General features: G+C 38.5%; 16 protein-coding genes and 1 pseudogene. 6 read left to right on the forward strand and 11 right to left on the reverse strand.

Going from position 1 to position 14,507, the window contains the following annotated elements; translation table 11 throughout:
• The first annotated feature begins 188 nt into the window (after positions 1 to 188).
• The 3 genes from IJ00_RS09275 to IJ00_RS09285 all read left to right on the forward strand — a co-directional run bounded on the left by IJ00_RS09275 (position 189) and on the right by IJ00_RS09285 (position 2,881).
• Entirely contained in the window at positions 189 to 1,298 is a 1,110-nt protein-coding gene (locus tag IJ00_RS09275) for an aliphatic sulfonate ABC transporter substrate-binding protein (protein ID WP_035152349.1), read from the forward strand.
• Positions 1,299 to 1,406: 108 nt separating this feature from the next.
• Complete coding sequence (locus tag IJ00_RS09280) at positions 1,407 to 1,607, forward strand: hypothetical protein (RefSeq protein ID WP_035152351.1); 201 nt, start codon at positions 1,407 to 1,409, stop codon at positions 1,605 to 1,607.
• A gap of 401 nt (positions 1,608 to 2,008) precedes the next feature.
• Entirely contained in the window at positions 2,009 to 2,881 is an 873-nt protein-coding gene (locus IJ00_RS09285) for a hypothetical protein (protein ID WP_238178479.1), read from the forward strand.
• A 393-nt stretch (positions 2,882 to 3,274) separates the two neighbouring features.
• Here IJ00_RS09285 and IJ00_RS09295 read toward each other — a convergent pair whose 3' ends face one another.
• Positions 3,275 to 4,339: a S1C family serine protease gene (locus IJ00_RS09295; RefSeq protein ID WP_035158754.1), complete on the reverse strand. Its 1,065-nt coding sequence runs from the start codon at positions 4,337 to 4,339 to the stop codon at positions 3,275 to 3,277.
• A gap of 134 nt (positions 4,340 to 4,473) precedes the next feature.
• Complete coding sequence (locus tag IJ00_RS09300) at positions 4,474 to 5,829, reverse strand: AAA-like domain-containing protein (RefSeq protein WP_035152352.1); 1,356 nt, start codon at positions 5,827 to 5,829, stop codon at positions 4,474 to 4,476.
• 300 nt (positions 5,830 to 6,129) lie between these two features.
• On the opposite strand from IJ00_RS09300, the gene IJ00_RS09305 reads away from it, so the two are divergent.
• The 3 genes from IJ00_RS09305 to IJ00_RS28870 all read left to right on the forward strand — a co-directional run bounded on the left by IJ00_RS09305 (position 6,130) and on the right by IJ00_RS28870 (position 10,580).
• A complete protein-coding gene (locus tag IJ00_RS09305; RefSeq protein WP_052754428.1) occupies positions 6,130 to 8,079 on the forward strand; it encodes an AAA-like domain-containing protein in 1,950 nt (649 codons plus the stop codon).
• 225 nt (positions 8,080 to 8,304) lie between these two features.
• Positions 8,305 to 10,329: a WD40 repeat domain-containing protein gene (locus tag IJ00_RS09310; protein WP_256388866.1), complete on the forward strand. Its 2,025-nt coding sequence runs from the start codon at positions 8,305 to 8,307 to the stop codon at positions 10,327 to 10,329.
• 104 nt (positions 10,330 to 10,433) lie between these two features.
• Positions 10,434 to 10,580, forward strand: coding sequence for a hypothetical protein (locus IJ00_RS28870; RefSeq protein ID WP_168163448.1), 147 nt, complete (start codon positions 10,434 to 10,436; stop codon positions 10,578 to 10,580).
• Here the strand turns inward: IJ00_RS28870 and IJ00_RS09315 are convergent.
• From IJ00_RS09315 to IJ00_RS09355, 9 genes and pseudogenes are all read right to left on the reverse strand, one after another.
• Positions 10,563 to 10,829 (reverse strand): BrnA antitoxin family protein, encoded by a 267-nt coding sequence (locus IJ00_RS09315; RefSeq protein WP_035152358.1) that lies wholly within the window; start codon positions 10,827 to 10,829, stop codon positions 10,563 to 10,565. The two genes, IJ00_RS28870 and IJ00_RS09315, sit on opposite strands and share 18 nt — an antisense overlap.
• Complete coding sequence (locus tag IJ00_RS09320; protein ID WP_035152361.1) at positions 10,813 to 11,088, reverse strand: BrnT family toxin; 276 nt, start codon at positions 11,086 to 11,088, stop codon at positions 10,813 to 10,815. The genes IJ00_RS09315 and IJ00_RS09320 overlap by 17 nt, the downstream gene beginning before the upstream one ends.
• A 243-nt stretch (positions 11,089 to 11,331) precedes the next feature.
• Positions 11,332 to 11,673, reverse strand: coding sequence for a DUF5615 family PIN-like protein (locus tag IJ00_RS09325; RefSeq protein ID WP_035152364.1), 342 nt, complete (start codon positions 11,671 to 11,673; stop codon positions 11,332 to 11,334).
• A gap of 3 nt (positions 11,674 to 11,676) precedes the next feature.
• Positions 11,677 to 12,006, reverse strand: coding sequence for a DUF433 domain-containing protein (locus IJ00_RS09330; protein ID WP_035152367.1), 330 nt, complete (start codon positions 12,004 to 12,006; stop codon positions 11,677 to 11,679).
• 219 nt (positions 12,007 to 12,225) lie between these two features.
• The gene (locus tag IJ00_RS09335; protein WP_035152370.1) at positions 12,226 to 12,615 is read right to left on the reverse strand and encodes a type II toxin-antitoxin system VapC family toxin; all 390 of its coding nucleotides are present in this window, start codon (positions 12,613 to 12,615) and stop codon (positions 12,226 to 12,228) included.
• The gene (locus tag IJ00_RS09340; RefSeq protein ID WP_035152372.1) at positions 12,605 to 12,814 is read right to left on the reverse strand and encodes a hypothetical protein; all 210 of its coding nucleotides are present in this window, start codon (positions 12,812 to 12,814) and stop codon (positions 12,605 to 12,607) included. The genes IJ00_RS09335 and IJ00_RS09340 overlap by 11 nt, the downstream gene beginning before the upstream one ends.
• Positions 12,811 to 13,083, reverse strand: coding sequence for a hypothetical protein (locus IJ00_RS09345; RefSeq protein WP_035152375.1), 273 nt, complete (start codon positions 13,081 to 13,083; stop codon positions 12,811 to 12,813). Before IJ00_RS09345 ends, IJ00_RS09340 begins: the two co-directional genes overlap by 4 nt.
• A 440-nt stretch (positions 13,084 to 13,523) precedes the next feature.
• A pseudogene (locus IJ00_RS09350) lies at positions 13,524 to 14,108 on the reverse strand (LuxR C-terminal-related transcriptional regulator); the annotation flags it as partial.
• A complete protein-coding gene (locus tag IJ00_RS09355) occupies positions 14,102 to 14,503 on the reverse strand; it encodes a hypothetical protein (RefSeq protein WP_238178480.1) in 402 nt (133 codons plus the stop codon). The pseudogene IJ00_RS09350 and the gene IJ00_RS09355, both read right to left, overlap by 7 nt.
• Positions 14,504 to 14,507: the final 4 nt, after the last annotated feature.

The raw sequence follows: 14,507 nt of genomic DNA on the forward strand, positions 1-14,507 counted from the left end.
TTAATTAAGTAAAATATGAGGAAAATAGATAACATCGCAAGACTAATTTATCTGCTATAATGTTTGCTTTAAAAGCAGAAAAATTTTGGAAATTTTATTAATTGATGAACTTCAAAATAGCAACAATAAACTCACTTTGCATGAATTAAAATTAGCTCAAATTACTTGAAGTAAAAGTTAAGGAATCCATGAACTTTTTGAATCAACACAAAATAGATTTTCTGAATCATAAAATCACTCGTCGTTCTTTGTTGGTTGTTCTCGGTTATAGCTTAGTGCTATCAACTTCCCTTCTGGGTTGTGTGGGTAAAAATAATACAAATGCCGACCAAGGAACTTCACCGAATACTACCGAAACACAAAGTAAAACTTCAGCAAATACGGGGCAGAAAGTATTACGAATTGTTCGTTCTAAACAATTAACAGCTCTAGCATCTCTGGAAAAGAAAGGTATTTTAGAAAAGCGCTTAGAGCCTTTAGGTTATAAAGTCGAATGGCCAGAATTTGCCGCAGGACCGCAACAACTAGAAGCTCTAAATGCTGGGGGGCTTGATATCGCTTCTACTGCGGAATCGCCGCCAATATTTTCTCAAGCAGCAGGAGCACCATTGGTATATTTAGCAGCTAATTCTTCAGATGGAAAAGCAGTTTCTTTGGTAGTACCAGCTAACTCGACAATCAAAAGTGTTAAAGACTTAAAAGGTAAAAAAGTAGCTTTCCAAAAAGCATCAATCGGTCATTATTTATTGGTGAGAGCCTTAGAAAAAGAAGGATTAAAATTGTCCGATGTAGAGTCTATTTTTCTCCCACCTCCCGATGCAAATGTTGCCTTTAGTCAGGGTAAAGTTGATGCTTGGTTTATTTGGGAACCATTTGTGACGAGAGCAGAACAAAAGAAAATTGGTCGTGTTCTTGTTGATGGGGGGAATGGATTACGCGATACAAATAATTTTATCTCGACATCGCGTAAATTCTATCAAGAAAATCAGGAAGTGATTAAAATTTTCTTGGAAGAACTTCAAAAAGAGCAAATCTGGGCAAAAAATAATCCAAAAGAATTAGCAGAATTACTTGCATCTGTAACACAACTCGATGTTCCCACTTTGGAAACAATGCATTCAAAATATGATTTTACATTGGTGCCAATTACGGATAAGATTATTACTAAACAACAAGAAGTTGCCGATAAATGGTTCCGTTTGGGACAAATTCCTAAAAAAGTAAATGTTAGCGATGGATTCTTGACACCCGATGAGTACGCAAAAATTACTCCTCCAGAAGTACAAGCACAGAAATAGAATGATTTCCTCAAAATAGTGCTGAAATCGAGAAATCCATGCAAAGATTTACCAAAAAATTGAAACAAATGATTGCAACCAAATCTTGATAATTATCGGAAGCACTTGATGTCCACTATCACTAAATTAGACGTTCAAATTACCCTCTTCGACGCACCTTTAGGAGCAGTTGTCACTGGATTCGATGCGAGTCAACCCATCGCACCAGAAATTATCTTGCAATTCAAGCAAGCTTTATGCGATCGCCAGATTTTAATTTTCAAAAATCAACAGCTAACCAACGAACAGTTTTTGAATTTTTTTAAATAGGGTGTAGTTATTTAGAAACCGTTGGACGTAGAACAGTCCTTCAATTAAGAGCGCTAACTCTTTCTATGATTGTCGAGCAACAGAGGGTTGCTGATTGTTATTTTCAAGAGAAAATCATTCCTTGGAAGATATTAAAGTTGGGTTACAAGTCGCTTCACCACTGCGAACCTTTAGCCTGAAAAGGCTTCGTAAATTTTAGTGAACCAATCTTTGCGCTCTTTATAAGTTCTCTATAGGTAATAGCGATCGCACCAATAAAATGCGATCGCTTTTTTTAGGCAAAATTAATTATCAGACCGAGGATTTGAACATGGTGCATTAATCCGGTGGTTACAAGACCATGAATGGTCGTGGGCTATTCGTGCGAAATCTGACCTCAACATTGACAACAGTAGCCAGAAATGATTTTTTGCCGTGCCCAATTTTTGCATAATGGAATTGCTGGATTTTCTCCCGAAAGGGCTATTCCCATGGAACATTTTGAAGTATCTGGAGAAATTTCTGCTGAAAATGGTTTTACTTTAAAGCATTCTGGTTACAATATTTTCAACAAGGATATGGATGCAACACGGCAATTCACCCCACCTTGTTCTAATACAACAATCTACAAATATTCTAACGGTAAATCTGCTTTATTTCAGTTATATTTTGTGCCGACAGAACCAGGTTATTGTAGACATATTGGTAAGTTTATTACTGATACTTTGACTCAAAAACGTAACTTCTGGTTTGAGCTACTACCTAAATATTTACAAACTGGATTAAGACATTCATCTAGTTATAAGTTGAGTAACCAGGATTTATCAATGATGCATTCCCAAGCTGTGAATGAATCACTTGGTGATAAACCTTGGCAAAAGTCATATTTTATGCCCTCATTAGCCGATGTTGGCATCGTTACTTTTCGCAAATGGTTAGATGAATTTGCTGGTGGGAAACCTGCATGGCAAGGAATGAAAGAATTACCCTTCCAAGAATTAAGTGACGAGCAGTTATACGATATCTGGCACAGACATACAAAGCATTGTCCTAGTTGTAGGCAATCTCTAGTATTGATAGAGAAAGTCAAAGATTTTTGTCAAAATTTTACGGTAGTATTGGCAATTTCAGGGTTGTTATTAATAGTGGTTAATTTACCGATAAAAATAGTTTTAGTACCTTTTTTATTAAGCCTATTGAGCTTAATTTGCTCCTCTAAATTAGGCTTAATTAGGGAAAAGTTTATTAGCAGTGTTCCCAAAAAAGGTTTACCCGTGGTTGATTTATATAAATAAATGGTAACAATTTTTAACAATAATTGATTGGCAAGTATTACCTACTTTTTGGCAACATTGTATCCGAAAATATGAGCAATCTGGATTTTCAAGTCTGACTTTAGAGGAATTTTACAAACCCCAATAAATGCGAATGAATAAGCGTTGAATCTAACATCTTCCTATTTTGGGTGTTACAACAACTTATCCGCATATTCCAAACCTGGGCTTTTACAGTCTCAAACGTGATGAAAAGTTTCTGTGCGATCGCAAATTCTGGTGCAGTTACCTTTGCTTGTTGATTGATATATTCTTCTCTAGTTAGGCACATTTAAAAAGACTGGGTTATTAATGACACCAGTCCTTTTTAGTAAATCTTGTGAAAAATGATAAGATTAGCCTTTGTGAAATCAGCTAATTACTATTAGCGATAATTGTTTGACATTTGTCCAGGTAATTTTCCACCTCTGAATGTTGGGGAAATAAGCGTTTTACTAGCTGAAATTTTTGTAATGCTTGGGTATATTTACCTTGGCTATAAAGTTGTAATGCTTGGCGATATTCTTGGTTTACAAATCCCTGCTGGTTAGTAATATTGCCTGAGTTGAGAAATTCCTGAATTGTCCCACTGGTGAAAATAAAGGTAAAATCATCATTGGGTCCAAAAGTGACTAAACCAATCACCTCACCATTATCATTGAGAACGGGTCCTCCTGAATTGCCATTAGGAACAGGGGCGGTAATTTGGATGATAGGTGTACCATCTTTGAGGTTTTTCATTGCGGAAATTTGACCGCGAGTGAAACTAGCTTGGTAAAAAGAGTCACTATCAAAGACGGTGAACTTTTCAACTAATCCGGGATATCCGACTACTGTGATTGAGTCTAAGAGTTTTACCTGGTGCGAATTGGCAAGTTTAAGGGTAGGTGCGTTAACTACATTCACTTTGATGATAGAAACATCTTTACCCTCACCAACAGGAGAACCGGAATTAATGATTTCAAAGGGTAATTGCTCTTGATTGGGTAAATATACTAATTGAATTGGTTTGGTTTCAATCCATTTTAACTGGGATTTGATGTCTGCAATGTTTTGTCCATCGGCTTCTAGTTGTGCGGCTAAATCTGCGTGAAAAATCTCCTGACAATCTTCTGTTGCTGTGACATGAGCATTGGTGACAATGTAACCGTTAGGATTGATGAAGAAACCAGAACCATGTCCTGTAATGGTTTCGAGTTCATAGACTTTACCATTGATGGGTGAGTAAACTTTTGCTTTGCAACCAACTACAACACGAACTACCGATGGTTTGACATCTTCTGCGACTAAGTTAGCTTGCGTGAGTTGTTCTGATTGCTGGTAATTTGTTTGTAAAGATTCTAGGGTTTGGGATTTTGCGGGTGTGATGGGTAATGTCGCAGATAGTAAAGCAGAAACGACGAGGAGAGTTTTGAATTGATTCCGGATTTTAGATAGCATAATTGCTTTGTTTAACATGGGATTGTCTGTTGGACTCGACAATTCCATCATGTAAAACGCATACTTGAGTACAAGCTGGTGTTTTTATTTTTTGGAAATTGAGAAAATCGAATTAATCTAATTAATTATTTTGGCTATTTGTTGCGAAAATATTGGCGATATAGCTCGCATCTGGGTGTAACTTCATCGCTGCGTAATTTAACTAATCCTAGGCTGTATAGTTTAAATCTGATTTCCGTCGTCAATTGTACTGGATGACCTACGACAATTTCTTGCATGGCTTTTCCTAGTTCTGGTTGTTGTCGCAAAATGTATTCTTGACGTTGTAGGTGTCGATTATAAATACCTTCTCCGGTATGGGCTGTTTGTAGCAAGTCAGCCAAATTGATTTTGTCTATGACAATTTTATACATAGCTAAACGTACTAGAAAAGGATGTCCCCCTATCAATGCCATTAGGCTTTCTACTTCTGTATCGTTCCAATTAAGTTTATGACGTTGGGCTAAATATTTTACTTGTTCGTGGGTAAATTCCGGTAATTCTAAAGCCAAACCAACATTAAACGGAGACTGATTAATATCAACGGGAACATAAGCTTCTGTGGAATATGCGATCGCTAATCGTAATTGTTTCCAAATATCCCGACGTTTCGCTTCTTCGTGAACAGCACGCAACAAGGCAAAAAAGTCCTTATAGATTTTCGGATATTCAAATAATCGCTCCACTGACTCTAACCCCAAAACTAAGGGTTGCTGGATTTCTGGGAATAAATAGCGCTCGAAGTAATTTTTGCAAGTTCTCATGTAACCAAAGCGCTGTCCCGATTGCCAATGTTCGTCGAGTTGTCCCAGCAATTTTTCCTGTAATTCTCGATTATCTCCCGCGACTGCTTCCGCGACGGTATCGCAAAAAAAGTGCAGAAATTGGTTTAAGTCAGAAAAAAATCTCTCTTCCGCTAACTGAAAATCAATCGTGACTGTTTTACTCCCTTGGTTTTCCGCTTGCTGGAGAATCCTCGCAAACAGGGAAGATTTTCCCATCTGTTGGGGTGCTTTGATGCGAATCAGGGAACCGGGTTTTTTGATTTCTTCGTAACACTGCTGTTCGATGGGGGGACGTTCTATGTAGAAATGAGAATCTAAGGGTACTTCCCCTTCAGGATTTTCGATTTCTACAGGAGAGGGAGGAGATTCTGGAGATAGGGAGGAGGGGGAAGAGAGGGGAGAGGGGTTTATTTGTGGGGTTTTAGGGATGTATGTATTTGCTAGTGTTTCAAAATCAGCTATTTCCCGGACTTCAAACCCTAATACTTCACAAATTTCGTAAAAATTTAGATACTCAACTTTTCTGCCATTGAGAAAAAAATTAACCACCGATTGGCTTTTATCGATTCTCTCAGCTAAATCGATTTGACGGGCAAAGCCTTGCTGTATAGCTCTTTGCTTCACGATGGGGATGCACTCTGGACGAATTCTAATTCCGCGTGGCATAGCTAAGTGACGAGAAACACTATGCAATTTAGATTACAGGATAGGTATTTGTTTGGTAAAGTCAATGACAACCCTTATCACCTGTCCCAAGCTTCCGGAAATATACCCCACCCGCGCTATCGCGCACCCTCCCCGATTTCGGAGAGGGTTGAGAAGGGGTTCTTTCGCACTTGACTAGGATGAGAAATGCTATATCGCAACTCAACTAAAACTCAATAACAACTCAATACGTACTCAATATTCTCGAAACTAAACTCAAGAATAGAAATCGGTGTAATTTTCTCTATTGGAAATTAAATTATGACGGGAGATTACAGGTATAAAGTTGGTGGCAGTTTAGAATCGGATGCTCCCAGCTATGTAAAACGGCAAGCGGATTCTGACCTTTACCACGGATTAAAGGCAGGTGAGCTTTGTTACGTTTTTAACTCCCGGCAGATGGGGAAAACCAGTTTGCTAGTAAGGACAATGAAGCGGTTACAAGCAGATGGTTTTGCTTGTGCGGTAATTGATATTACGAGTTTGGGAACTGAGGATATTACCCTGGAACAGTGGTATGGAAGTATTGTTGATAGTTTATTGGCTGAACTGAATTTTGTTGAACCGCAAGAATTAAATATTTGGTGGGAAAAATCGATTGAAATTTCTCCTGTGCGACGTTTGGGGAAGCTGTTTGATGAGTTGTTGTTGCCAAATATCGAGCAGAATATTGTGATTTTTCTCGATGAAATTGATAGTATTCTCCGTATACAAGATTTTGCAACGGATGATTTTTTCGCATTCATTAGAAGTTGCTATCAAAGACGTTCCTTTCGAGATGAATATAAACGTTTAAATTTTGCTTTATTTGGAGTTGCCACACCTGGCGACTTAATTAAAGATGAGGAAAGAACGCCTTTTAATATTGGAACAGCGATTCAACTTGACGGTTTTAAATTAGATGAGATTGCACCTCTATCACAGGGTTTAGAGGGGAAGGTGGATAACCCCCAAGCTGTGATGAGGGAAGTTTTAGCTTGGACGGGAGGACAACCTTTATTAACGCAGAAGGTTTGTAATTTGTTAATTCAGGATTTGAGGAATCCCACCCCCAGCCCCTCCCCGCTTGCGAGGAGAAGAGAAATAGGGGGGAACGAATGGGTAGAAGGGGTGGTGAGGAGTGGGATTATTGAAAATTGGGAATCTCAAGATGAACAAGAGCATTTAAAGACGATTAGGGATAGGTTACTAGTTAACGAGCAAATTGCTGTGGCTTTGTTGGGGTTATATCAGCAGATTTTACAAAAGGGAGAAATTACTGCTGATAGTAGTTTTGAGCAGATGAGGTTGCGTTTGACTGGCTTGGTGGTGCAGCAGCAGGGTAAATTGCAGGTTTATAACCAGATTTATGGGAATGTTTTTGATATTAATTGGGTTAGGGGTGAGTTAGGTAAATTACGTTTTTATGCGGATAAATTACAGATTTGGGTAGATAGTAATTATCAGGATGAATCTTGTTTTTTGCAAGGAGAAGATTTAGTAAAAGCTAGGATTTGGGCGGATGGAATAAAGTTAAGCGATGTGGATTATCGGTTTTTGTCTGCAAGTTTAGAAGCTGAGTTAAATCAGAAGGTTACAAAAGCAGAAACTAGACAAAATCAAGCTTTACAGGAAGAAGAAAAGGCAAAGTACCGATTAACAGAAGTGGAGAAAAAGACAAATCAAATAATTCGTATTAGTTTGATTGTGCTTGTTATATCTATTATTGGTGCTATTACTGGGTTGATTTTTGCTAGCATTGCGGAACACAGGCGATTTTCTGCAACATCTCAATTCAATTCTACGAAGTTAAAACTAAATTATACAAATTTTGAACTCAGGAAAGCTAGAGAAAATATTAACATACTAATGAAACAAAAAGAAGAAGGAGTAAAGTTAGTAGAAGCAGTAAAAGAAAAACAAAAACAAGCTGAAAATAAAGCTGAACAAGCAGATGAAAAATTCCGGATAGCTAGTGCCAATGTAGAAACTGCAAATCAGAAAGTTACATCTGCACAACAACAATTTATAGCAGCAAATAAGAAGGCACAAACTGCGGAAGAAAAAGCTAAAAATTCTGAGCAAGAACAGCAAGAAGCGGAATATTTAGCTCAAAAAGCTAAAAATGAGCTTACATCTGCAAATATAAGTCTAGAAGAAGCAAAAAAGCAAAAGCAGGAAGCACGACAACAATTAGCAACAGCTAATAACGACCTTAAAGTAGCTCAATAAAAACAAAGACAAGCTCTAAGCGAACTGAGATTAGCTCAGGAAGCCACAAAATTTGAAGTAGCTGGAATAAATATTTTACGAGGATTTGATTATCAAGAAATAGAGTCTTTATTATCATCTCTTAGGATAGGAAAAAATTTTAAAAAAATATTCGAGAATACACATTCATTCCACAAATATCCAGTATTTAGTCCTTTATTAGCTTTACAAAAAATAATTAGTAACATTAATGAAAAAAACAACTTTAATGCAAAACAAGGTAAGGTAAAAAGTTTATCTTTGAGTCCAGATGGCAAGAAAATTGCAACATCAGGGAGTGACGGAACAGTAAAAGTTTGGAATACATTTGGACAAAAATTATCTGAATTCAAGGCAGATAAAGATGGTGTGAACAGTGTTATTTTTAGTCCAGATGGACGTAATTTGATTACAGTTGGAGAAGAGAGTATTGCTAAGATTTGGGACTTATCGGGAAAATTATTGACTGAATTCAATCATGATCAAAAAGTCATCACCAGTGTTAGTTTTAGCCCAAATGGGAAGCTTCTTGCGACAGCATCAAGAGATAGTGCTGTAAAAATCTGGACTATTTCAGGGCAGCAATTACAAAAAATTCAGGCTCATAAATTCGTTAATTGTGTAAAATTTAGCCCAGATGGACAATCTATTGTTACAGCAGGAATTGATGATTCTCAGTTTATTTCTCAACGAGATTCTTCAAATAATAAAAATAAAAGCTATGCGCGTTTATGGAATTTATCCGGACAAAAAATAGCTGAATTTCATGGATATGAAGATGAGGAGAGTATTAATAGTGTAAGTTTCAGTCCAGACAGTAAACATTTAGCAACTGCTTCGGATAATGGGACAATTAGACTATGGGATTTAGATAGTAATAAATTAGTTGAGTCTTATAACGGACAACAAGGTGCAATTATCAATATCGGCTTTAGCTCGGATGGTAAATATTTAGCCACAGCCGGAGAACAGGGAAGTATAAATATTTTACGTATCGAGAAAGATATACCTCAATCACGTACTAGTAAACCATCAAAGGAAACTAATAATCAAGCAAAAGATTTGTTTAATATTAATATTGTAGAAATTCCTTCTTCACCGTTTCGACACTTAAAAGAAATTAAAGGACACAAAGGTGCTGTTAATAGTTTGGGTTTTAGCCCCAAAGGAGAGTTTTTAGTCACAGCAGGAGATGATGGTATAGTCAGACTCTGGGCAATGCCCAATAACAAAGAATCTCAATTGGAAAAGAAGCAAGCAGGAGGATACTGGGTCACTTTTAGTCCAGATGGTAAACTATTAGTTACTTCAGGTAATAACGGGGTTAAAATTTGGGATTTATCAGGGCGCTTATTAGCTGAGTTAAAACATCAGGATGCAATCTGGAGTGTTGTCTTTAGTCCAGATGGTAGACATTTAATAACAGTTGGAAAAGATGGGTTCATTCGGATTTGGAACTTATCCGGTCAATTATTAGCACAGTGGAAAGGTCATAAAGATAGAATTACTTGGGTAAGTATTAGCTCAGATGGAAAGAATATCGCAACAGCAAGTAAGGACAGTACAGCCAAACTTTGGAATTTATCTGGGCAATTATTAGCTGAGTTTAAAGGACACAAAGGTGGAGTATCATTTATAGATTTTACCCCAGACAGTAAAAGCATAATCACTACAGGAGAAGATGCGTTTGTTAGAATTTTGAAATTATCTGGGGAGCAGGTTTCTCAATTTAATAGTGACCAAGTTACAATTAATTCGGCAAGTATTAGTCCAGATGGAAAATCTATTGCAACTGTAGGAAAAGATACTAGAATTTGGGATTTTTCTGGTAAGCAGTTAGTTGTTCTTGACCAAAGTTCAATTTTCAGTAACAACTTTGTACCTGATGGACAACGCTCTACTCAAGGGCAAGTCTTTAGCTCAAGTTTTAGTCCTGATGGACAGTTTATTGCTACAGGAGGACGCGGAATTATTCAACTATGGCATGTAACAGGGGGACAGCTGGCTGAATACACAATTCCTGAAGAAGAAGCTATTAATGGTATAAGTTTCAGTCCAGATGGTAAGCTAATTACTGCTATCGGTTCTGGTGGTACAGTCCGAGTATGGCGTTTGGAAGGATTAGATGATTTATTAACTCGTGGCTGTCATTGGCTAAAAGATTATTTTGTTACTCGTCCAGAGTTACGCAAGGAAATTTGTCCAGAACAGATACCAGAAGTAACCAAGTAATAAGCGCAAAACTATGATTGCGATCGCGTTTTGGTTGTGTTTGATGGATTAGTGTGATCGCATTTATGGGGGTTTCGGAGAGAGTGCGATCACCTTTGGTTTTGATGAGTGCGATCACGTTTAGTGGGTTTATGTATGGCGATCGCCTTTGTGATGTTGAGAAGTGCGATCGCCCTTGGTTTTTGAGGTTTGCGATCGCGTTTGTGGTATTTGTGGAGTGCGATCGCGTTTGTTCAGCCTATTTTCTCTAATAGTGCTTCATTAATAACCGTTTGATAGCCTATCCCTCGCTTTTCAGCCTCTTCCTTTGCCCAAGCTATGATTTTAGGATGAAATCTAATGGAAACAGGCTCATACTTTTCCTCTTCATCCTTAGCTGGTCGTCCGCGCTTCCTGAGTGTAACCCCAAACTGCTCTGCGATCGCATCTCTGAATTTTTGGTTTTCCTCTGGTGTAACTCGTCTTGCTCTTTCAAAAGGAAACTCAGATTCCTGATTCATATTCTTGACACTCCCTTTTTGTCGCTTTTCTCGCACTGATTATCCTGATTCGCTCACCTCGCATGGTAAAAACAACCACAACAATTGAGCCATCTTCCATTTCACCAATTGCCCATTCCCTTTCTTCCCCCTGAGAATGACTAGAATCTTCCGTAAACATGAGATAAGGGTCGGCAAAAACTGTTACAGCTTCCTCAAATTGAATACCATGCTTCAAAAAATTCGACTCAGCTTTATTTTCATCCCACTCAAAGCGCATTTACAGTATATACCAAAAATATTCTCTTTGCCATCCTACACCAACTTGGACTTTGGGATGAAGTGCAGAGATGCTGCCAGAAGTAAGTCCTTCGCGTGTGATGGATTTTTGGAGTGTGCGATAAGCCGGAGGCTTTACGCTTCGCGTATCGCATTTTGGTATTTTGGCTTGGAGTGCGATCGCGTTTGTTTGGGATATTTGGGGATGGCGATCGCGTTTGATGGGTTTGTGAGTAGCTCTAATCTAAGTCATAGGACGTACAACCCGAATCAACTTACCTTCCAAAGATTCCTCAGATAACAAAGCTTCATTAATACGAATTGCCATTCGATTTCTGTCAGTATCATTCGTGCAAACAATAATACCAAAATGTAGGGAATTAGCACGATGCAAGTGGACAAAATCTTGACGATTGAGAGTTATAACCGCACGATTATCTCTAATTGCAAAAGCTAATACTTCCTCATCGGGAATACCTAAATTATCGTTACCAGCTTCCTGTACAGTTAAAACATCATGTCCAATTTTCCGCAGCATCTCGCTGACTATCCGCGGAAATTGTTCATCTGTATACAAACGTGCCATCGATTAGGCTACCTCATTATTAGCACGAATTGCGGCAGTAATTTCTTCGGGATAAGCATCAGCATAAGCCCAAGCATTGACCAAATCGGCTGCGGTAATATGGGGATAGTCCTGCAATAATTGAGCTTCATTAATCCCAAGTTGCTGTGCTTCTACTAACAGCCAAACAGCAATTCGAGTTCCCGCAATACAAGCTTCACCACCACACACACCAGATGTTTTAGTAATTCCCCTTCCACTGGTGCTGAGATTTTTGGTCAGACTTTGAATAATTTCTGCTTTATCAGCAAGCGATAAGCCCAGAAGTTGCGCTTCGATTTCTTGACGAGTCATAGCGATCGCGGATGATGAAAAGTATCTGTATTGTAGCAATTTAGGTATGAGCAATAAAGGAATCACATAACCCACCAGCGCGATCGTATTTGGTTTTCTTGGGATGTGCGAAGCTTGCGCGACGAAAGTCGTTCGCGTGTATTAGGATTTGTGGGGAAGTGCGATAAGCCGGAGGCTTTACGCTTCGCGTATCGCGTTTTAGCCTTTGCATACTAAAAATCACCAACGTTCTAACATCAAACCATCAACATAATCGAAATCTGTATCATCTGTCACTAAAACCCAACCCTGTTCCAAACACTGTGCCGCAATCCAAACATCATTCATGGGAATTGGTCGTCCCTTCCGTTTCAACATCAATCGAGTTTGAGCATAAACTGCGGCTGTTTCTCGACTTAATGGTACAACTAAACAAGCCTCAATAAATTCCAGATAACGAGGTAAATTTTGTAATGGACGAGTTGAATTTTCCGCACCAAAAAGTAACTCACCCACCACAACAGTAGGTAAAACTATTTCTGGTAAAGCTAATACCCGCGACACAACCACTTCATCCCCATTCAAAAAACGTACAGCCACAGAAGTATCAAGGGCAATCTCACCACTCATTTACATCCACCTGCCGACATTCTGCGGTTATCACCCGTTTTAATTCTTCGGCTTCGACATCACTTAAAATTCCTGCAAATTTTGCGAGGGGATGGGTTTTGCGTGTAGCTTTTACCCTACGAACAAAATCCAGCACTGACTGGACTATATCATCAGGAGCTTGTTCCAGTTCCTGGAGCAATTCTTCACGATTTGTCATGCATTCAATTGTTCTTGGCTAGTTTTTACTATTTCCAGTATATGCAATTCATGCGATCGCATTTTGGTATTTTGGCTTGGAGTGCGATCGCGTTGATTGGATTTGTGGGGAAGTGAGATTGTGTTTACTGGGGTTTTGGGATTAGTGCGATAAGCCGGAGGCTTTACGCTTCGCGTATCGCGTTTGCTTTCGGGGATGGCGATCGCGTGTATTAGGATTTGTGGGGTGGTGCGATCGCGATAATTTTGGGGATTTGCAATGTCTGACAACAACCCTTATCCCTCTTTTGTTACCTTGGGGAAAGAATAATCCGAAATTATTATATTTACGTCTTTTTTCAATAAAGGAATTTAAATGACAAAATTAAGACGCGACCGCACAATTCATTATTTTGTTTAGTTTTCAGAGTAGAGATAGTATTTTTCTCTCCTCGTAGTAACAAAAGAGGGCTTATACCATTTCACGAAAAATCTGATACAGATGTAAAGCCTGAAAGCTTTGCTGCATCTAAGTTATTTAATTGCGTTAGCGTTAGCTCTCCCGCAGGGAGCATTGTGAATTGGTATTACGGCTACCATATTCTTAAAAACGTACTGGGAGAATATCCCCAACCCAGATTCGCACCCTCAAACTGTTATTCCACATTGCTTCTAGCCAATTTTCATGGCTCTAGATTCTCACCTCAAAACCTATATTCTCAGATTGCATACTAATTCGACAAACCACTACGCAAAGCATGAACAGCAGCTTGGGTACGGTCATCTGCACCGACTTTAATCAGAATATTCCGAACATGGGCTTTAACAGTTCCAACGGTGATGAAGAGTTTGCTTGCAATCTCTGCGTTCCTATTGCCATCAACAATCAACTGCAATATCTCCAATTCTCTGTCTGTCAAAGGATACAAATTCAGCATGTCTTCATCGATATCGTCAGTACTAGAAGATGGAGATTTTAAGAGAAGTCGAGAACAATGCTGTGCTTGTTGAATTACCAAACGTGCTATAGTCGGGTCAATCCAAGTATTACCGCAGTAGGTCAAATAGATAACTTCGATTAGCTTCTCAAATCCTATATTCTTCATGCAATAAGCGTCAGCACCTGCAACAAATGCACTCAGTATAGTTTCCTGGCGATCGCATAAGGTCAGGATAATCACTTTTATCTCAGGGTTATAATCCTTTATCTCCCTGGTGATTTGGATACCATCTTTATCGGGTAAACCAATATCAATAATGGCAACATCCGGTTGTAATTGTCTGAGCAAACCCAAACCATTCTTACCTGTTAATGCATTGACTGATAAAACAAATCAATTGATTCAAAGCCTCCATCACAGATAAACCATTTGCAAATATCTACCCCATATCTATCAGAAACTTCTAACAACTTCCCTTTTGCTATCCAATTATTTACTCTTGGGAATACATTGGCAGGAAGATTGACAATCACAGGCTGTTTTCTGGCTAATTCAAAAATTATGTCTGCTCTGTCCCCCTTATTTATAGCTTCACTAAACTCCGCATCAACAGCATAATCATAGAAACGTTTAACATCCTGATTAGTCACGTCTGCATCGACCAAAGTATGTTCCACTTTATTATCGATTGCATACTGCACCATCACAAGAGCAAATAGCGACTTCACTACACCACCTTTTTCCCCATCAATTAAATGTATTCTTGCCATATTT

The organism is Calothrix sp. 336/3, from assembly GCF_000734895.2.
Lineage (GTDB): Bacteria > Cyanobacteriota > Cyanobacteriia > Cyanobacteriales > Nostocaceae > 336-3.